Raw genomic sequence first — 22,743 nt, forward strand, 5'->3', positions numbered from 1 at the left:
CAAGGACAAGCCGCCTCTGGTAGTGAGTTGTTAAGCCTGATCCAGGGAGGAGACGGGCATTCGGAGACTGGCGTGATCCGCGCCGGCATTCGGACGCGCGTATCTCGCCTCGGAATCCGGCGAAACAACACCGTCTTGCCGGACGGGCCGAGGCTTCCGCGTTGCGCTCACTACGCCCAAAGACCACACGCCGTCGCACCGCTTCGCCGCGGCTGCCGCACGTCATGTTGCCGACACCGCCGCACGCGGTCCGGCCCAGGTCCGTGCCGACTAAGTCCGTGCTGGCGAATTTGCGCCAGCGTTGCCTGGTCGGCCAGGCCATGGCGCTGGTGCTGTGGAACGCTCCGGCCTTCGCGCAGAACATGATCACGCCCGATGGGCGGACGCAGACCAATGTCTCCGTCAGCGGCGCGACCACGACGATCACCACCCAGACGGTGTCCGGCAATGCCGGCTACAACTCGTTCTCGCGCTTCGAGCAAGCGGGCGGCACGACCGTCAACATGCACCTGCCGCAGAATACCGGCGCGCTGGTCAACATCGTCCGCAACGGCCCCGTCGTCGTCAACGGCATCCTGAATTCCTACAAGAACGGCCAGATCGGCGGGCATGTCTACTTCTCGGACTCCGCCGGCTTCACGGTCGGGCCGTCCGGGGTGATCAACACCGGACAATTGACGGTCAACACGCCGACACGCGACTTCCTCGATCAGGTGATCAGCCCCAACGGCGTCGTCAATGAAACGATGGCGGCACGGCTGAGAGCCAACGACATCCCGATCTCGCCCGACGGCGCGATCTCGATCGAGGGCCGCATCAACGCCAGACGCGGCGTGACACTGTACGGCAGCTCCGTCAGCGTCGCCGGACAGATCACAGCCAATGCCGCCCCCGTCGATATCGGCGAACGCAGGCGGCGTCACCAGAACGCCTTCGCGGCCAGCGTCAACACCTCCGGCATCCGCCACGGCGGCGCGATGGTGGCGCGGCGCGGCGGCGGCATCGAGATCGTCGCGGCGGGCACGGCGAGCATTTCGGGCTCCCTGAGCGCCAATGCGACGGCGCGGCGCTCCGCCGGTTCGATCGTCGTGCGCTCCGGCCGAGGCACCACGATCACCCAGACGGCGCGGTTGAGCGCACAGGGAGCAGCGCCCTCGGCAAAGCTTGCGCAGGGCAGCGCCGCAGCAGGCCAGGCCGCCGTCAACACCGGCGATGGCGGCAAGATCTCAATCACCTCCGACGCCGCGATCTCGATTGCCGGCGGAGCACGCTTCGACGCCAGCGCGGCGCAAGGCGTCGCCGGCAAGGGCGGCGAGATCAAGGTCTTCGCCGGGACCAATCTCGATGTCGAGAATGGCGCGATCTTCAGGGGCAAGGGCGGCCTGACCGGCGATGGCGGCTTCACCGAACTCAGCGCGACGAAGACGGTCACGCTGGGCGCGGTCGATGTCGATCTCTCCTCCCGCTCAGGCAAGGCCGGCCTGCTCTATATCGACCCGACAGACCTGATCATCGGGACCGGCGGCAGCGCCAGCATGATCACCAACGGCACGGATGTGTCGTTGCAGGCCACCAACAGCATCATGATCGCCGCCGACGGCAGCATCGACACGCGCCAGTTCAACCGTTCCGCCAATGGCGGCGTGCTCTCGGCCTCCAATCCCTCGACCGGCAATTCCGGCGCAATCCTGCTGACCTCCCCCAACATCAGCGTGTTCGGCTCGCTGCTCGCCGGCGTCAGCACGGGCAGTGCCTATACTGCCGGTGACGTCACGCTCGACGCGACGACATCGGACATCCGGATCGCCGGCATGGCCAGCGCGACCTCGACCATCGACATTCACGGCACGATCACGGGACGAGACATTTTGCTGAAGGCGGATGCGACCGCCGTCGCCTCCTATGCCGATCCCTCCGCCGGGCCGCTGCTGGCGCTTGCGGCGCAGAGCGTGGGCGGCATCCTCTTTGGCCTGAACGGCGGCTATGTCGGCAGCCAGGTGCTGAGCCGCATCCGTGTCGTCGATGGCGCGACGATCGAGGCGACGCGCGACGTCACCATCACCGCCAAGGCCCGGCAGGAGGCCTCGCTGCCCGCGATCACGCTCACCGGCGGAAACCCGTTCGCGGCTGCGGTGTCGATCGGCGAGATCATGGGAACGGTCACGGCCGACGTCGCGTCGGGCGCGACGATCAAGGTCGGCCGCGACCTCACCGTCTCGGCCGAGAACGACGTCAAGCTCGCCGTCTCCGCCGTCTCAATCTCGGTCGGCACGGGCCTGGTCGCAGCAACCGTCGCCTATGGCTTCGTCGATGTCACCACCGCGGCGAAGGTCCACTCCGGCGCGACGGTCACTGCCGGCGCGGGTGCTGGGACCGGCGCGGTCAGCATCACGGCCAAGAACACCAATTCCCTTTCGACCTCGTCGACGGCCGTGGCGGCCTCAGGTGGCGTCGCCGGCATCGCCGTCGCCTATTCCGATTATAAGGCGGAGGCCGACGCGTTGCTTGGCGCCTCGCTTGGAACGAGCGCCAACAAGGTCCAGAGCGTCACGGTCGAGGCGCTTTCCGATACGACGAAGAACGCCACGAGTTCATCGGCGACGACCGGCGACAACATAATCTTCAATGCCGGGCCGGCCGGCTCGACCGTTTCGACCCTGCTGAGCAAGCTGCTGGGCAAGATGTCCGAGGGATCCTCGAGCGTTCCCATCAAGGTCGGCAGCGCCGTCACCATCGCCAGCAGCGACCTGAGCGCCAGCGCTGCGATTGCAGCGGACACGGGCGGAACCGGGCCGACGATCCAGGCCTCGGGCGACGTCGTGCTGGCGAGCCGCCAGCGCGATTTCGGCGTGCGCCTGATCGCCGACAGCTCGACCAATTCCAACTCGACGGACCCGACGGCGAGCAATCCCGAGGCGATGGTCTCGCTCTCCTTCGGCATAGCCGTCGGCAATTACAGCCACAACTCGACCGCCTCGGTGGGTTCGGGCGTGACGATCAACGCCAATCACATCGGCGTCGCCGCGCTCAGCGAGAACCCCATTTCCAACACCTGGACGAACTGGTCCGGGCTCGGCGAGGTCTTCTCGCACATCAACGGCAATCTCGGCATCGTCAACAATATCCTGACGAGCTACGCGAACGCCGCCTCCTCTTCGAACGATCTCGGGCTTGCCGGCGCGGTCGACTATTTCCGCGTCAGCAACGACACCTCGGCCTATATCGCCAGCGGCGCGACGCTGAACCAGACCACGGCGACGGGCGCCTGGTCGACGACGCTGGCCGGCAATTACCTGCAGAACTGGGCGAGCGCCGTCACCATCACCGCCGACACGGACCAGCACTCGGTCGATGTCGGCGGCAATTTCGGCTTTAAAGGCGGCGTCAATGGCGGCTCCGGCTCGGCGGTCGGCGGTTCGCTGATCGACATCGGGCGCAGCAGCAAGACCGTCGCCGCCGTCGCCGCCGGCGCGACGATCACGGCGACCGACCTCGCGGTGACCGCCAACACCTCCGACATCCTGTTCGCGATCGCGACGACGTCCGGGCGCTCGGCCGGCACGATCGCGCTCAACGGCATCGTCTCGGTCTCGGGCATCCAGAACCAGACGCTGGCCTCGATCAGCAACAAGGCGATCGTCACCGCCAATTCGATCGCGATCAAAGCCGAGCAGTCCGTCTCCGTCTTCGCGCTCAGCGGCGGCATCGTGCTCGGTGGCGGCAACGGCATCGGCGTCTCGGTGGCGGTGCTGGATGCAGGCTCGGTCACGCGCGCCTATGTCGGCGACAATTCGGACGATCTCACGGATGGCCGGCTCGCCGGCACCGCGCCGCAGGGGCTGATCACGACGAACTCGATCGCTGTCGAGGCGGCGACAACCGGCCGCATCACGGCAGCCTCCGTCGCCGCGGCGGCGGCCGACGGCGCGGTCGCCACCACCCTGCCGCCCGGCACGAGCGAGGCGATCCGGAAGATTTCCGACGCCACCAACAAGCAAACCGGCAGCGGCCCCAGCCTCTCGGCCGCCGGCGCGGCCGCCGTCGCGCTGACGACGATGGGCACCTCGGCCTGGATTGACGGCGCCAGGCTGCAGCAGAAGGACAATGCCGGACTGACCACCTCGGTCAGGGCGTTGAATTCGACGATCATCGAAGTCGGCGCCGGCGCGGCCGCCGCCAATCTCGCCAACACCTCGGGCGCAAGCGCCGCCATCGCCGGCGCCGTCGCCATCGGCATCCTCGACAACAGCACCGATGCACGCGTCAGCGGCTCGAGTCTGACCGGCGTCTACGACACCTCGGTGCAGGCGATCGCCGGAGGCCGCGCGACGATCGTCGGCGTCAGTCTCGCGGTCTCAGCCGGCGGCAACGGAGCAGCTGCGATCTCAGCCGCGGTCGGGCTCGTGACCAACCGCGTTTCGGCCTCGATCACCGATTCCGCCCTCAGTGCGATCTCCGGCCTGACGGTCTCGCGGCTCGCCAGCGTCAACGCCTACCAGACCACCGATATCGGCATCGGTGGCGGTTCGGCCTATCTCGGCGCCCAGTCCGGAATCGGGCTGTCGCTGAGCTATGCCGAAATCGGCGACCCGAGCGGGCAAGACGCTGTCAGCGCGATCATCCGCAACTCCAGTTTCGTCAATCTCAGCGGCCTGAATGTCGTCGCCTCGAATTCGAGCCGGATCGTCTCCGGCGCCGCCACCGTCGGCCTCGGCGGCAACGGCCTGTCGGGCGCCTTCGTCTTCAACAAGGTCACGCCGACGACGCGGGCCGAGATCACGGGCACGGCCGGAGCGCCGCCGACGATCACGGTCGGCGGCGACGTCGTCGTCACCGCCGACAGCAGCCGTGACGCGACCTTCGACGCCATCATCTCCGGCCGCCAGACCTTCTCACAGGCCGATGCGGCGCAGGTCGAATTCGACGGCTCCGTCGCCAATGGCGGCGATCCGAACCCGAACGGGGCCGCGATCGTCGCCATCACCGGCTCCGTGCAGGTCGGGCGCAACAATGTCGGCATCTCCTTCCTCAGCAACGAGGTGGCGCAGTCGCATATCGCCACGATCGACAACGTCATCCTGACCGCGACCGGCGATGTCTCGGTGCGGGCACAGGACGGCGCCAGCATCACCGGCGTCGCGGTCGGGCTCGGCGGGGCCACCGGCCAGTTCGCCGGCGTCGCCTCGGTCGCATTGCAGTCGGTCGACAACGTCGTGAGCGCCGGCATCACCGGCACGGGCACGATCATCACGGCCCGAGACGTGAAGCTGAACGGCAGCACGACAGCAACCATCCGCGGCACGGCAGGCTCGCTCGGCCTCGGCTTCGGCTCGGCCGCGCTCGGCCTCTCCGTCGTCGAGAACAGCATTGAAAACAGCGTCAGCTCGACGATCGAGGATGCGCGGCTGCGCGCCTCACGCGACCTGCTGGTCCAGAGCCAGTCGAGCGGCACGATCTCGACCTTGTCGATCGGCATCGCGATCTCGCGCCAGGTCGGGCTCGCAGGCTCGGTCGCCACCAGCAGCGTCGCGACCGACGTCGCCGCGACCGTGAAGCGCGCCGACATCATCGCCGAGAACAATGTCGGCGTGATCGCGACCAATCATGACGGCATCGCGGTCTCGGCGGGAGCACTCGGCGCGGCCGGCGGCTCGCCCAGCGTCGCCGGCGGCCTCTCGATCGTGAGCAACTCGATCGGCGGCAGCACCGTCGCCTCGATCAGTGAGAGCAGCTCCGTCGATGCGCGCGTCAACGGCACCGGGTCGCTGAGCTTCGCCAGCGGCGCGGTCGTCAGCCCGCCGAGCCTGTCCAGCCCGTCCGGCCCCTCGACCAACCTGCCCGACCTGGCGATGGCCCAGCGCAGCCTGCGCGGCCTGGCCGTGATCGCAACCTCGCAGCAGGCTGTAATGGCCAATGCCGTGACGGCAGGCATCGCGGTCTACCCGATCAGCGGCGCGGTCGGCTACGTCACCATCCGCAACTCGCTCGGCGGAACCACCTCGGCCACGATCGACGGCAGCACGATCGACACGCGATTGAACGGCGGCCAGAACCCGACTGCGATCGTGGTCGACGCCGCCAGCCATTCCTATGCCGGCAGCTATATCGTCGTCGGCGCGATCGGCGGTGCGGCCGGCGCCGGCGCCGACGCGCAGACCACGCTGAAGCGCCAGACGAGCGCCGCGCTGACGAACTCGACCACGGGCACGATCGCGACCAGCCAGGCCGGTCTCGGCGGCGTCGGCGCGGTCGAGGTCGCGGCGGTGTCCTCGCAAGCCTCGACCGGCAAGACGATCGGCTTTTCGGCCGGCGTCGCCGGCGCGGCGGCGACCGGCCTCGTCAACAGCTTCGAGGCGGTCACGACCGCGAATGTCGACCAGGGCATCCTCAACGCGGCCTCGCTGCGCGTCACCGCCGACAGCACGAACGGCTTCTACGGTGTCGCCGGCGTCGGTGCCGGCGGCGGCGTCGCGCTCGGCAGCGCCTTCGTCGTGGCGCGCAGCATGAGCACGACGCTGGCGACGATCGGCGGCGGCGCCAATGTCACGACGCTCAACCTGAACGGCCGGCTCGACGTGCTGGCGACCAGCACCAACAGCTTCACGGCGCTGGCGGCCGGTGGCTCGGCGGCGGGCCTGGTCGGCATCGCCGGCATGGTCAACCTGATCGACGTCGCCAACACCACCCGCGCCGGGCTCTATGGCGTCGCCTCGACGCAGCGGCCGACGCCGATCCAGAACCTAGCCGGCCAGAGCATCGACGGCTCGCTCAACGTGATCGCACGCGAGACCACGACGATCACGCCGGAGACGGGCGTGGCGGCCATCGGCGGTGCCGGCATCGGCCTCGGTTCCGCGACCAATGTCGCCAGCCTCGACTCAAGCGTGCTCGCAGACCTCTCCGGCAGCACAATCTCGACGACCGGCGCGGTCGTGGTCCAGGCGGTGAGCGACCGCAGCGTCGATGCCAACGCCTTCACCATCGGCCAGGGCGGCTCGATCGGGCTCGGCGCGGCCGTCAACGTCATCTCGGTCGGCACGGGCGCTCCCGCCGGCGCAGATCTCAATATCAACGGCGACGGCACGCTCTCGCGCATCAACCAGCTCACCGCCGTCGATCCCGGCTTCCTACTGAGCACCAGCGGGCTTGCGACCTATCGCACCCTGCGCGGCGCCTACGCCTCGGGCGCGACCGACGACCAGCTGCGCACCACGGCCAATGCCGAATATCTGGCGCTCATCCAGAACGGCACGGTCGTCAACGGTGTGCTGACCCTGACCGCCAGCGGCGTCCAGGCGCTGCGCTCCAACGCCGCCATCGCGCTCTTCCTGCCGACCGCGACCGACAGCCAAGTCCGCGACTATGCGGCGGCGCGCTACACCGCGCTGAAGGCCGCCAATCTGCAATATGTCATCGGCGACGCCGGGCTGAACTCGTATCGGCAGGTTCTCGAGGTCACGACGCCCAACCTCACCGACGCGCAAGTCAAGATCGCCGCCAACGACGCCTTCGCCACACTGCTGGCCAACGGCGTCCCGGTGAACGGGCTTTATTCGCTGCGTGGGTCGGGCCAGGCCGTCTACCAGGCCGCCGCCGACGCCGCGCTCGGCCGGACGGCGACCTTCAGCGAAGTGAGCAGCTACGCCGCCTCGCAATATGCCTGGTTCACCAGCAACCGCGCCCGCACGGCGACGCCGAGCGCCATCAGCGCCACGGCCCTGCTCGATTCGACCGGCGCCCAGACCGGCGCGACCGCGCTCGGCGGGTCGATCACGGCCAGCTCGGTCTCTGTCACCTCGACCTCGAAAACCTCGACCGAGAACACCGCGCTCGGCATCGGCGTCGGCGGCGTCGGCGTCGGCGCGGCACTCGGCTACACCACGGTCGCCGACAATGTCAGCGCCAAGCTCGACCAGGCGACGGTGACGACGGGCTCGATCACGGTCAATGCCTCGGCCATCGATGGCGCCGGAGGCGTGGCGTCCAAGGTCGACGTCACGGCCGGCGCGGGCTCGGGCACGGCTTCCGCCGGCGCGGCGGTGGCGCAGGGCGCAGTCTCGAACACGCTCACCGCAAGGCTCGGCGGTACGCTCACGGTCACCGGCGCGACGACGGTCAGCGCGACGACGACGCAAGGCTCGCGCGCCGACGCGCTCGGCGCGGCGGCGGCGGGCGGCGGCGCGCTCGGCATCTCGATCGCCAATAGCAGCCTCGACGGCACGGCGACCTCGAACGTCGCGGCCAACACCACGCTCTCAGGCGGAACATCGCTCACTGTCGATGCCAGCAGCGCCGGCATCTCCTATGCCTCAGCGACCGCCGGCGCGGGCGGCTTGCTGGTCGCCGGCACGGGCGCCGATGCGCGCGCCAGCGATTCCTCGCGCGTCGAGGCCCATCTCGGCGACAACGCCAGCGTCAGTGTCGGAACCGGGGCGATCCGCGTGACCGCAACCGCGACGCCCGACGCCAAGGCCGCCGCCTATGGCGTCTCGGTGACGGGCGGGCTCGCCGTAGGCGCGGCGATCTCGCGCGCCACCACCAACCAGACCGTGATCGCGGCGATGGATGGCGGAGCCGCCGCCCAGCGCGCGCTCACCGCCGGCAGCCTCTCGATCCTGGCGACCAGCACGATCTTCGGCACGCCCGTGACCTCGATCGGCGGCTCGCCCGGCGCGACCAGCGATTTCAGCCGTGGCGGCACGGGTGCGGCGGCCTGGTCCTTCGCCGGCTCAGGAGCCTACTTCGCCAGCGCCGTCGGTTCCGATGCGCGCGCAGTCAACACCTCGACGGTTACCGCTTCGGCCGGCAACAATGTCCGGCTGCCAGCCGGCATCGTCGCGATCAACGCGACCAACACGACGCGCCAGATCGCCTCGGCGACCGGCTTCTCGATCGCCGGCAAATACTCGATCGGCGCCGTGCTGGCCAATGCGAGCTCGACGGCTACGACGAGCGCGACGCTGGGCAACGACGCCCGCCTGCTGGGCAACAGCGCGACGAGCTTCAGCCTGATTGCAACCGGCAGCGACACGCAGATCGCCAACGCCATGTCGGGCAGCGGCGGACTGGTCTCCGGCGCCGGCGCCTCAGCCGATACCGCCAATACCGCCACGGTCACGACCAGCATCGGCGCGCGCACGCAGATCGGCGCCAACACCATCCTGATCAACGCAGCTCACACTGATTCCTACGCCAATCTGGTCGACGCAACGCAAGCCGCAGCGCTCGGCGCGAGCGCCTCGCTCGCCAGCCACGACGCGACCTCGAACGTGCTGGTCGATATCGGCAACAGCGTCATCTTCAGCGCGCTCGGCAACGGTACGAAGGGCTGCTACGTCACCACCTGCCTCCAGGGTATCGAGCTGGAAAGCCGCAACATCTTCACGCAGCTTGCGCTCGGCGACACGATCAGCGCCGGCGCGGGCGGCGGCATCAACGGCGTCGGCGCGAAATCGACGATCGATATCGACGGCACCTCGAAGGTCTTGGTCGGCAACGACGCCAACTTCGCCAGCGGCGTCAACGCGGTCAATTCACCCGGCCCGATCTCGATCCAAGCGATCACCGAGTTGACCGCCAACGACACGGTGACGCTGACCACCGGCGGCCTGCTCCAGGGCGCCGGCGTCACCTCGCAGTACCGGGCCCGCAATGTCGACAACGAGGTCACGCTGGGCACGGGCGTCACGCTGACCTCGGCAGGCACGATCAATATCGGCACCTACACCACCGCGACGGTCAAGACGAACGCGCTCGTCACCACCTATGGTCTCGCCGCCGTCGGCGTCGCCGAGGCCGATACCGACATTATCACCAACCAGACCATCACGATCGGCGCCAACAGCACGCTGACGGGCCTCGACAACGTCAACGTCACGGCCGGACGCGACGCTTCGGGCCTGTTCATGACCTCGATCCTCGGCGACGCCACGGCGATCGGCTATGTGCGCGGGCTGATCGCGGTGCCCGACGCCGATGCCTCGACCGACCTGCAGAACCGCGCCCGGCTCAACGTCAACACCGGCGCGGCCCTGCTCAGCGCCCAGAACGTCACGCTCGGAGCCTATAACGGCACGGTGACGCCCAACGCCGACGGCGCCGGCCACGGCTTCCAGCTTTATTTCATTCCGGTGACGCAACGCGACGAGAGCCCGGGCGCTTCGGCCACCTCGACCGTCGTCATAAACGGTCGCGCCGTCGGCGGCGTGTTCCACGAGCAGGAGATCATCATCGGCTGCGGCACGGGCGGCCTCTCGATCTGCGACCTCAACGCGACGCCGACGGTTTATGTGAAGGCCGGCGGCGCGCCGGTCACCGTCACTCGCGACGACGCGTTCGATGCGGTGGCCTATGTCCGCGCCAACTACACCACGACCAACGGCACGATCGACGACACGGCCGTTGCCGACACGCTGGTCGGCGGCATCGCCCCAGGGCTGGTCAGGGCCTACCGGATCAGCCAGCTCTACGCCGCGGGCGGCAACGTCTTCGTCAATGGCGACACCATACAGGGCAATGGCACGCTCACCGCCAATGGCGGGCCGACGATCAAGGTCGTCAACAACAGCGCGGCCTACCTCATCCTTGATGGCGGCGCCTATATCCCAGACCTCACGACCGGCCAGATCCTGTTCACCGGCGCGGCGCAGGGCCAGAACGGGCTCGCCCAGACCGCGGTCAACGCCAACGCCCAGGCCAGCATCACCATCGACAACGCCTATACACGCAGCGACATCGGCAATTTCGGCCCGGCGCTGCTGATCGCCGACGACGTCACCAATCTCGGCGGGCTGGTCTCGATCAACAACACCAAGGGGTCCTTCGGCTTCTCGGGCCAGCGCATCGACTCGCTGCAGTTCAACGTCACGGTGCCCGAGGGCGCGGTCGCGATCTCGTCGAACGGCCCCAACGGCATGTATAATGCCGGCGGCTCGCCGCAGGCGGAATGGGACTACGCGATCTCCTACCCCGGCGGCAGGCCGGGCACGCCGCAGGGCCAGTACACCATCAACGACACGGTCAATGCCGCGGCCAACGCCTCGACGGGCGGCAGCAGCGACCCGAGCGCTTATCTCTACGGCGTGCAGACCGACGGACCCGACCGCCGCACCAGCATCGTCTATTACGGCAACTGCATCGGCCGCGTCGGCGATGTCGGCTACAACTGCGTCGGCGGCTACCGCTTCAGCTCCAACGACATCTTCTTCGCCCAGATCCCGACCGTGCCGCTCTACCGCGAGAGCTACGGCACCGCCCTGGCTGGCGGCAGCTCGCAGATCTACGGCGCGCAGGTCGCGATCAAGGCGTCGGTGATCAACATCAACGCCTCGATCGAGGCCGGCCGGGCGACGAACCAGTCGGTCGTGCTCGACAGCGGACTGGGGGCCGCGATCCAGGGCTTCCGCGGAAACTACGAGACGTTCAGCCAATATTCCGTTCAGAACCCCGTCATCGACGTCAGCCAGTATTTCATAACGAGCAGTCACGTCTCGACGCTGAACAGCGGCGACCGGCCGATCAAGGTCTTCTACGACTACCGGACGAACCAGCTCTCCGTCTCGGACGTCAACGCCTCCTCGGGCGGCGGCTCGGTGCTGCTCGACGGCCAGATCATCAGCACCAACACGCTCGGCAGCATCAAGATCAATGGCGGCTTCGGCCATGTCGACATCGTCAACAATTCGGGGCTCGAGCTCGTCACCAACCGGATCAACACCGGCACGGCCGCCGGCGCCAACGCCAGCACGAGCAAAATCACGATCGTCGACCGGCTCAAGGCGGCGAGCGCGAACACCACGGTCTATGTCTACACGCCGGGCTCCGGCATCGCCAAATACGTCACCTCCAACGGGACGCAGCCGATCCTGACCGGTGCCAACGCCACGGCGCCTGTGCAGCTCATCGCCGGCGATTCCACACGCTACAATCCAGTCGCCGGCACGCGCTACGAGTGGACGCAACAGGCACTCCTGGTGAAGGACGGGCTGGTCGTCAACAACCGCGACGCCCAGGGCGTCTGGCGCTACGCGTCGGGCTCGGCGAACAACCCGTGGGAATTCGTCAGCTCGCCGACGCCGGGTCAGGCCGGCCTGAGCGAGTGGGTGCGCAGCGCCCAGACGGGCGGCTCGACGACGCCGCAGGGGCGCATCGTCAGCGACACGAGTGCGGTCGACATTCCGTTCCAGGAGCGGATCTATGGCGGCCACACCAGCGTGATCAACGCCCAGCAGACCTATGGCGACTGCAATGGCGGCACTCCGAGCATCTGCTCGGAGAATTTCCGCGGCACGCCGGGCAGCACGGCCAACAGCTTCTGGAACTACAACTACGTGACCGCCGCCTATGTGCAGGTCACCGCCTCGGTGAAGGCCGATTACGACTTCGGAATCAGCTTCCAGGGCAATGCCAGCGGCCAGCTCAACATCACCTCGAACCAGTCGATCCGCCTGCAGGGCAACATCAACAACCCGACCGGTGCCGCCTTCATCACCGCGACCGCCGGCAGCATCACGCAGGCGCCACAGACCAATATTCTGAGCCAGAACCTGACCATCAGCGCGCGCGACGCGCTCGGCTCCACCGCCGCGCCGATCAATGTCGCGCTGACCGAGGGCGGCATCATCGCGGCCTATTCCGGCGCCGGCGGCATCAACCTGAACATCGATTCCAACGCCAAGGTCTGGCGCTTCAACGCCGATCTCGATGCGGCTTCCGGCCGCTATGGCGACATCAACATCCGCGCCACCGGCGGCCTCGAGGTCTCGCAGTACGCTCCTGCGAACTTCACTCATGTGCTGGGCAACAACATCAGCATCACCAGCGTCAACGGCGCGGTCGGCGGCATCAATACCCCGCTGCGCATGCAGGCCATGGCGACGACACTGGCCAATGGCAGCCAGAGCGGCGGCGTGGTCAACATCTCGGCGCAGGGCGACATCGGCGTCCAGCAGCTCTCGGGCGATCTGCGCGCCGGGCTGATCTCCAGCACCGGTGGGAATGTCCGCGTCGATGTGGTCAGCGGCACGCTCAAATCCGCCAGCGCCCAGACGGCAGCGCAGTCGCTCTCGACCGAGCAGCTCTCGACGATCAAGAGCAAGCTCAAGCTGACCCAGGCCGATGGGGCCGACGCCGCCGCGCTTGCCAGCGTCGCGAGCTTCGAGCGCAACGTCACCCAGACCTACACGCTCTATTCCAGCCTGATCCGCAACGGCAGCGTCAGCAACGGCGTCTTCACGCTCGACGCCGCTGCGACCGCGCTCTACCAGCCGCTCGCCGACGCCGCCGGAATGACCGTCACGGCCTATGTCGCCGACCGCTATGCGAACTACGCGAGCGTGTTCGAGAAGGCCTATGGCGCGAACTGGAACACGCAGGCGCGCTTCCAGGAGAGCACGCTCGAAAGCAATTTCAGCTTCACCACCGCCTCGCCTGGCGCCGTCAGCGGGCTCGCCTCCTCCATCACCGCCAACGCCGTCTGGCAAACCGGCCAGCTTGTCGCCGCGATCGACCAGGCGGCGCTCCAGCCGGCATCGGGCGTCGTCGGCAACGGCACGGCGATCATCGTCGGCCGCGACGTGACCCTGAACATCGGCGGCAGCATCGGCTCGCTGGCACCCGACGTCACCATCGGGCTCGACGCCATCCGCAACGGCACATTGAGCACCAGCCAGCTCCAGACGCTCGCGGTGGCGACCACGCCGGGCTCGGTCAAGCTGTTCGGCACGAACGCCGGCGGCCAGCGCGTCGCCGTTTCCGACATCAACACCGTGCCCAACGGCGTGACGCTGACCTCGGTCGACATCAGCCAGACCGCGCCGCTCTTCATCAGCGCGACCGGCACATTCTCCGGCTCGGCCCAGGGCGACATCTATGTCCAGGCGACGACCGGCGCGCAGTCGGGCGGCGGCTCACTCAACCTCGGACGCGTCACCGCCACCGGCGCGATCAACCTGCAGGCGCCGCAGGGGATCACCGTCGCGACCGCGCCGAACAGCACGACACCGCTCAACGCGGTCCAGATTCAGGCCGGAACCGACCTGGTCCTGACCGGAGCCGGCGGCGGCATCGGCTCGGCGGCGAGGCCGCTGACCTACCAGATCGGCGGGCGGCTGGTCTCGGCCTCGGCCGGCGCGGGCGACGCCTATCTCGTCGCCGCAGCCGGCAACGCCCAGATCGGCCGCATCTTCGCCTCCGGTACGGCCTCGCTCACCGCAGCCAGCGGCTCAATCCAGAGCTATCTGCCGGGCGTCGCGATCTCGGCTTCCAACATCGTGCTCAACGCGACCGGCAATGTCGGCAGCGGCGTCACGCCATTTGCGATCCAGGCCGCCGGCGATGGCGAGGTCTCCGGCCAGATCGGCGGCTCGGCCACGCTCTCGACACCGACGCTCGCCAGCCAATCCGCCGTCGCGCTGCGGATCGGCGCGCTGTCGGCCGCTGGTGGACTCTCGCTCGCAGCCGATGCCGAGGTGCGGATCCTGCGCAGCCTGTCGGCGACCACCGGGCCGCTCTCCATCACCGCCGGCTCGATCAGCATGGCAGCAGGCGCGACCGCGCAATCCGGAGGGCGGATCACCCTCGCCTCGCTCAGCGATGTGATGCTCGGGCGGGTCACGAGCACGCTCATCGCCCCCGCCGGCACGGCCTCCATCGCCGTTTCGGCCGCGGGGACCATCTCCGGCAATGGCGACAGCGTCGTCAATCTCGGCGCGGGCCAGGCCGGCGGCGTGATCGCGCTCAATGCCGGCAGCGGCATCGGCAGCAGCCTGGTGCCAGTGAGCTTCGACACGCCGAGCCTGTCGGCGCGCAGCCTGCAAGGCGGCGTCTATCTCAAGACCGCCACGACGACGCGTGTCACGGCGCTGACCGCCGATACCGGCCCCGCCAGCCTGCTCGCGACAGGCAACCTCACTGTCGATGCCCTGACGAGCGGTGGCGCTGCAAGCGTGATCTCGACCGCCGGGATGCTGACGATCGGCACCCTCACCGCGGGCGGAGCCACAACCCTGAGCGCTGCGAATGCGCTCGGCGCGACATCGGCAACGACGACGACAGGCGATCTCACGCTGGTATCGACGTCCGGCGGCATCAACGCCACCACCTTGCATGCGGCTGGCGCGGCCACGCTCACCGCTCCCGGCGCGATCAGCGTCGCGACGCTGACCAGTGGCAGCGGCACGAATGCGACATCGTCGGCCGGGACACTCGGCATCACCACGCTGACCGCGGGAGGAGCAACCACGCTCGCCGCCTCCGGCACTGTTACGCTTGGGTCGGCGCGGACCACCGCCGGGGATCTCTCCGTCTTCTCGACAATCGCCGGTATCACGGCCGCCACGCTCGATGCGGCGCGAAACGCGACGCTGACCGCAGCCGGCCTGATTTCGGTCACGACCTCGCTCTCCAGCGGAGGCACGGCCTCCGTCACCTCGTCCGGCGGGGCGCTGAACCTCGCGGCTGCGACATCGGGAGCAGCAGCGACACTCAGCGGCGCAACGGCTGTCACGCTGGGAACGGTGCGGACCATCGCGGGCGACCTCTCGGTAGCCTCCACGACAGCCGGCATCACCGCGACCACGCTCAATGCTGCCGGCGCGGCCACACTCACCGCCTCAGGCGCGATCGGCGTCACGACATTGACCAGCGGCAGCGGCACGAGTGCGACCTCTTCGAGCAGCACGCTTGACGTCACGACGCTCACGGCCGGCGGAACCACGACACTCGCAGCCTCCGGCGCGGTCACGCTCGGCTCTGCGCGGACGACGACGGGCGACCTCTCGGTCTCCTCCACCACCGCCGGCATCACCGCCACCACGCTCGATGCCGATGGGGCTGTCACCCTCACCGCTCCCGGCGCCATCACCGTTGCGACACTGACCAGCGGCAGCGGCACGACCGCGACCTCATCGGGCGGGGCGCTCGATACCACCACGCTTACGGCTGGCGGGACGGCGACGCTTGCGGCCTTCAGCGCCGTCACGCTCGGCTCGGCGCAGACGACGACCGGAGATATCCTGGCCTCCTCGACGAATGCCGGGATCACGGCCGCTACGCTCAATGCGGCAGGAAAAGCGGCCCTGACCGCCGCCGGGGCGATCTCGGTCACGACCTCGCTGACCACTGGCGGCACGGCGTCCGTCACCTCGTCGGGCGGATCGCTCGACCTCGTAGCCGTGACATCCGGCGGATCCGCCACGCTCAGCGGCGCGACCGCCGTCACACTCGGATCGGCACGGACCACCGCTGGTGATCTGTCCGTCTCCTCGACCACTGCCGGCATCGCCGCGACCACGCTGGATGCAGCCGGAGCAGCCAGCCTCACTGCTCCCGGCGCGATCAGCGTCACGACGCTGACCAGCGGCGGCGGCACGAGCGCGACCTCGTCGGGCGGAACGCTCGACATCACGACCTTGACGGCAGATGCGACGACCGCCCTGTCGGCCTCGGGCGCCGTAACCCTCGGCTCCATTCAGATCACGACCGGCGATCTTTCCGTCTCCTCCACGACCGCGGGAATCACGGCCGCAACGCTCGGTGTGGCTCGCAACGCGACGCTGACCGCCGCTGGGGCGATCTCGATCACGACGTCGCTGACCACCGGCGGCACAGCGTCCGTCACCTCGTCGGGCGGATCGCTCAACCTCGCGGCGCTGACATCCGGCGGATCCGCCTCGCTCGGCGGCGCGACGGCCGTCACGCTGGGAACCATCCGGACGACGGCGGGTGACCTCTCCGTCTCCTCGGCAACAGCCGGGATCGCCGCAACCACGCTGAACGCTGCCGGCGCAGCCGCCCTGGCCGCCCCAGGAGCCATCACTGTCGCCACGTTGACCAGCGGCAGCGGCATGAGCGCAACCTCGTCGGGCGGAGCGCTTGGAATTACAACGCTTACAGCCGGCGGAACCGCGACGCTCGCGAGCTTGGGCGCTGTCACGCTCGGCTCGGCTCAGACGACCGTCGGGGATCTCTTCATCTCTTCGACGAACGCCGGAATTGCCGCCGCCACGCTCAATGCTGCCCGCAATGCAACGCTGACCGCCACTGGGGCGATCACGGTCTCGACATCGTTCACCACCGGAGGCACGGCGTCCATCACCTCGACCGGCGGGGCGCTCGACCTCGCGGCGCTGACATCGGGCGGCACAGCGGCGCTCAGCGGCGCGACGACCGTCACCTTGGGAACCGCCCGGACGACAGCCGGCAATCTGTCCATCGCCTCGACCAACGGCACCATCGCCGCGACCATGCTGGATGCGGCTGGTGCGGCGACCCTTACCGCCCCAGGCGCGATCAGCGTCACGACGCTGACCAGCGGCGGTGGCACGAGTGCAGCTTCGTCGGGCGCGACACTCAGCGTCACCACGCTTACGGCCGGGGGCGCGACGACGCTCGCCGCCTCCAACACTGTCACGCTTGGATCGGCGCGGACAACGACCGGCGATCTGTCTGTCTCCTCGACCAATGCCGGCATTGCCGCGACCACACTGGACGCTGCCGGCGCTGCCACCCTCACCGCCCCAGGCGCGATCAGCGTCACGACACTGACCAGCGGCAATGGCACGAGCGCAACCTCTTCGGGCGGGACACTCGGGATCACCACGCTCACGGCTGGCGGAACGACCACGCTCGCGGCCTCCCGCGCTGTCACCCTCGGCTCGGCTCAGACCACCAGCGGCGATCTTTCCGTCTCCTCGACCACGGCGGGGATCACGGCAGTGACGCTCAACGCGGCGCGAAACGCTGCGCTGACCGCCGCCGGGGCGATCTCGATCACGACATCGCTGACCACTGGCGGCACGGCGTCTGTCACCTCGTCGACCGGCTCGCTCGACCTCGCAGCCGTGACATCGGGAGGCGCAGCCACGCTCAGCGCCGCGACTGCCGTCACGCTGGGAACGGTGCAGACGACCGCCGGCGATCTTGCCGTGTCCTCGTCCAATGCCGGCATCTCGGCTGCGACACTGGTTTCGGCCGCCGGGCTGGATCTGGCCGCCTTCGGCGACATTGCTGGCACGACGCTGACAAGCGGCGACCAGGCCAGCATCCATTCGGCAACGGGCAAGCTGACGATCGCGACACTGAACGCAGGCGCGACCGCGACCTTGCAGGCCGCCGGCGCCATTGCGCTGGGAACGGCAACCACGACGGCGGGAGACCTCCTCGCGACATCGACGGGCGGCCGCCTGACCGCCACGACCATCCAAGCCTTCGGCTCGACAGTCCTGAGCGCCGCCACGCTGCAGATCGACACGGTCACGAGCGGCGGCGACGCCACGGCCACCACTCACATCGGCTCCATGGAAATCGGCTCGCTGACCAGCGGCGGCGTCGCGCATTTGGATGCAGCGGGTGCGCTCACGCTCTCGAACCTGAACAGCGGCAGCGCGGCCACGCTCTCGTCGCAAAGCGCGACGATCGACCTGGCGACCGCGACGACAGGCGATACCGCCAGGCTCTCCGCCGCTGGAGCGATCAGCCTGGGCACGCTCACAACGCGGGCCGGCGATATCGTCGCGACCTCGCTCGCTGCCGGCATCACGGCGACCTCGCTGGAGGCGGCAGGCGCGATCGCGCTCGATGCGTCCGGCGCGATCATCGTCGGGACGGCGAGCAGCGGAAGCGGGACGAGCGCTTCGACGCGCGCCGGATTGACGATCGGCACGCTCGCGACCGGCGGCGACGCCACGCTCACCGCTACGAACATGCTAACCCTCACCAGCGTGACGAGTGCGGGCAACCTATCGCTGCGCTCGACGGCAGACGGCATCACCGCGCAGACCCTCCGCGCCAACGGCCGCGCCGATCTCGTGGCGGCCAGGACCGTGACGATCAACGACCTGCGCAGCGGCGGCGGGACCGCCATCTCCGGCGATGTCATCGCCCTCGCCTCGCTCACTGCGGGCGAAAGCACGAGCCTGAACGGCCGCGGCGCGGTCACGCTCGGCAGCGTCCTGACGCAATCGGGCGATCTCTCCGTCGCATCCGAATTCGGCGCGATCCACGCCGGGACGCTCGATGCCTCCGGCGCGCTCCTGCTGCAGGCGCCCGGCGCCATCGCCGTCGGCATCGCACGCAGCGGCGGCTCCGTCACCGCAACGTCCTCGGGCGCGGGCATCGATATCCAGACGCTTGTCGCTCACGACGACGTAACGCTCACGGCAGCGGAGGCCTTGCGTTTTGAAAGCCTGACGGCCGGCGGGTCGCTCGTGCTGAATTCGACCCGCGCCGGCGTCACCATCACGACCGCGCAAGCGGGTGAGAGCATCGCCATCGCTGGGCAGGCGATCCGGTTCGGCGCACTCGACGCCGGCCGCTCCGCCAGCCTCGCCAGCGCCGGCGATATCGACGGCGACAGCATCGTCGCCACCGATGCGCTCGTCGCGCGGGCCGGCCTCGGCGGCAGCGGTTCGATCCGGCTCGGTGTCGGCGCGGCGCGCAACGCGCAATTCTCCGCGCCCGACGATGTCCGCCTCAGCCGCTTCGGCGCGGGCGACAGCATCACCATCCTGGGAACGGACATCGTCTCCAGCATCGTGCAATTGCCCGGCGGCTCGGGCACGCCGCTCGTGCTCGATATCGCAGGTCTGCGGGAACGGACGGCGAGGTCCGCCGCTCTTACGATCGACGCATTGCGCTTCCGCGCCAACCGGATAGAAGTTACAGATGCGGTCATAACGACGAGCGCCAGCCGCTTCGACCTCGTCTCCAATTTCATTCCGGGAGCTCTGCGCTTGACCACACCCGGAATGACCGTCCTGGCCAATAATCGCAGCATCGCTCCGGTTCGCGGTTTCGATGTGCAGCTCTACCAGAAGGACCGGACCTTCTTCATCTCCGTCAACGGCAATCAATTGTCGTCGAACGCCTATGTCGTGCGCTTCGACAGCAATATCGCGAATGTCGATACTGCGGATGGCGTCTCGCTGGTGCGCGACATGGCCCGGCTCAGCGTCGTCGCGCCGACGGGACCGAGCTTCGGCGAGATCGCGCGCGGTTTCGTACTGGGCGCTGACGGCCGCTGGCGCAGCACCGATCCCGAGACGACCGCCAGCCTCGGAGACGGCAGTGGTCCACGGGTGAATCTCGGCCAGTTCGGAAACGGCGGGGCCCAGCCTTGACGCGATATCCTTGCGGGCCGCGCCGGCGCGAAGCCGGCCGCGCTTTCGCTCCCCTCCTGGCCGCCTTGCTTGGGCTGGGGCTTCCCAGCCTTGCATTGGCGCAGATCGTGCCCCGCACGATCGAGACAGAAGCCGAGCGCCAGCGCCTTGAGATCGAACGCCAGACGGCCCCGCCGCGCCAAAGCGGCCCCGGTGTCGTGGCGCCGCCGCCCCTGCCGAAGCTGAGTTTCCCCGCGGGCGGGACGACGATCGTTCTGAAGCGCATCGACTTCGACAAATCCACCTTCCTGAGCGCGGCAGAGCTCGATGCTTTGCGCGCCCGCTATCTCGGCCGCAAGGTCGATCTGGCGGAGATCGGGAAGCTCGTCCAGGAGGTCAACGATCTCTACGCCGAGAAGGGGCAGGTCACGGCCAGCGCCATCCTGCCGCCGCAGAAGCTCGATGGCGGCGTGCTCAAGGTCGGGCTCATCGAGGGCCGCGTCAGCAAGGTCAGCGTCACCGGCGCGGTTCAAACCTGGCCGTGGTATCTCGAGTCGCAGGTGCCTGTCGCGCCGCAGAGCGTGGTCGATACGCCGACGCTGAACCGCCAGGTCTCGATCTTCAACCGCCTCAACGAGGTGCAGTTGCGGGCTCAGCTGCGGGCCGGCGGCGAGTTCGGCCTGACCGATATCGAATTGGCCGCGACCGAGCCACCGCGCAACCTCGCCCAGATCTCCTATGACAACCAGGCGGTGAAATCGACCGGCCGCTATCAGGGCGTGCTGTTCCTGAAGCATCACGGCCTGCTCGGCCTCGACGACAGGCTGATCTTCTACGGCTCTCGTTCGCGCGGCAGCATCCTCGGCAGCGGCAGCTACAGCATTCCGATCTCTCCCTTCGGCACGCGGCTGGGCATCAGCTATACGCGCTCGGCCTTCCATATCGTCACCGGGGCGATCAAGGAGTTGCGGCCCGAGGGCATCTCGGAAAGCCGCGCGCTCAACCTCTCGCAGCCTATTTTCGCAACCGATGCGGTACTGTTGCAGGCCGTCGCGAGCATCGGCAGCGGGATCAGCAGCAGCAAGCAGATCGACATCACGACGGCGCATAGCAGCAACACCAAGGCATCCGGCGGCCTTTCGCTCACCGTGACGCTGCCGGGCTTCATGCATACGACCTCTCCGACGCTCTCCCGGATCGATTTCGAAGACAAGATCGGCCAGGCCAAGCGCAATCTGACGCTCTGGACCGGAAACACCTCGACGATCCTGCGCCTGAACGACGATATCTACGCGTCGCTGGTGGGCGCGTGGCAATATACGAATGACAAGCAGCTTCCCGGCGACCAGATCTTCCAGATCGGCGGCCCGACCACGGTGCGCGGCTATCCGATCGGCGCCGCCTTCGGCGATTCAGGCTTTTACGGCCAGGCCGAGCTGCATTACGCGCTGCCCGAGCCGCTAAAGACCCTCGACGCCTTCGTCTTCCTCGATCACGGCATCACCTACGGGACAGTGCCTGCAAGCATGCGCGCGACCTCCGTCGGCGCCGGCCTCGCCTGGCGGCCGACCGATTGGGCAACGCTGGAGGGCGGCATCGCGCGCCCGCTGGAGCGGGTCTCGGTGGCGCAGCGCGATCACGAGCTCTACTTCCGACTAACCTTGCGAAAAAACATCTAAATCAGTAACTTAGATCGTGACAACGGAAACGCCGCCGGCGTCACGCTCCAAGGCCGTCACGAGAACCCGTCCCGTCTCTCCAGGATTAAGAGCCGCACCATGGCGCCATTGCCCCTCTTCTATACGAGCATCGTCGTACTCGATCGCAACATCCACCGCGACGCGCGGATCGCTCCGGCGGAGCGGGGTTACGCCTTCGCAGCCGGCAGCCATGTCGTGCCGGCGCTGATGGCGGAGTTCGTGCTCGGCTGCCGCGACATGCCGATCCTGTTCCTGGAAGAGGCCGGCAGCGTCTCGCCCTTGTTCATGGTCGGGATGCGCAGCGGCGAGAACGATTTCGTCGAGGCCAGCGGGCGCTGGAACGGCGTGCATGCGCCGGCCTATCTGCGCCGCTATCCGTTCATCGGCGGCGAGGTTTCGCAGGAGCAGCAGGTGATCTGCCTCGATGGCGGCTATGCCGGCCTGCAGGGCGAGGCTGGCGAGCGCCTTTTCAACGAGGCCGGCGAGCCGGGCGAGATGCTGCAGCGCGCCGTCACCTTCGTCGGCGAATATGCCGATGCGGCCAAGGCGACAGGCGTCTTCACCGCCGAGCTGAAAGCGCTCGACCTGTTCCAGACGGTCAACGTCGATATCCGCTCGCCCACAGGCGTGAGTTCGAGCTTCAGCGGCTTCCTCGCCGTCAGCGAGGAGCGCTTCAACGCCTTGCCCGACGACGTTCTGGCCGATCTACGCCGCAAGGGTTATCTCGCGCCGATCTACGCCCATCTGATCAGCCTGGGGAATTTCGGCGCGCTCGGCGATCGCGCGGGTGCTCGCGCCACGGCTGCGGCCGCAGCCTGACGGCTAGGGCAGGATGCGAAAAAGTGGGAACCGGTTTTTCGCAATCGATCCTGCTCTAACTCCTTGATGAGAGACGGATTCAGATTTCAGACGGGATCACGAAGTGACCCCGTCTGAAATCATCCGGC

General features: G+C 68.3%; 3 protein-coding genes. All 3 read left to right on the top strand.

From position 1 onward, the window contains the following. Nucleotides 1–263 precede the first annotated feature (263 nt). The 3 genes from RMR04_RS16110 to RMR04_RS16120 all read left to right on the top strand — a co-directional run bounded on the left by RMR04_RS16110 (nucleotide 264) and on the right by RMR04_RS16120 (nucleotide 22,615). Nucleotides 264–20,117, top strand: a complete 19,854-nt coding sequence (locus RMR04_RS16110) for a leukotoxin LktA family filamentous adhesin (RefSeq protein ID WP_311915613.1) — start codon at nucleotides 264–266, stop codon at nucleotides 20,115–20,117. Further along, on the top strand, nucleotides 20,114–21,775 hold the full coding sequence (locus RMR04_RS16115; RefSeq protein WP_311915614.1) for a ShlB/FhaC/HecB family hemolysin secretion/activation protein: 1,662 nt from the start codon (nucleotides 20,114–20,116) through the stop codon (nucleotides 21,773–21,775). The genes RMR04_RS16110 and RMR04_RS16115 overlap by 4 nt, the downstream gene beginning before the upstream one ends. 99 nt (nucleotides 21,776–21,874) lie before the next feature. Beyond that, nucleotides 21,875–22,615, top strand: a complete 741-nt coding sequence (locus RMR04_RS16120; RefSeq protein WP_311915615.1) for a SapC family protein — start codon at nucleotides 21,875–21,877, stop codon at nucleotides 22,613–22,615. Nucleotides 22,616–22,743: the final 128 nt, after the last annotated feature.

Source organism: Bosea sp. 685, assembly GCF_031884435.1.
Lineage (GTDB): Bacteria > Pseudomonadota > Alphaproteobacteria > Rhizobiales > Beijerinckiaceae > Allobosea.

What these genes read in the sequence shown, in the direction of transcription:
- RMR04_RS16120 (WP_311915615.1), top strand. Translation starts at nt 21,875, where the DNA reads ATGGCGCCATTGCCCCTCTTCTATACGAGCATCGTCGTACTCGATCGC.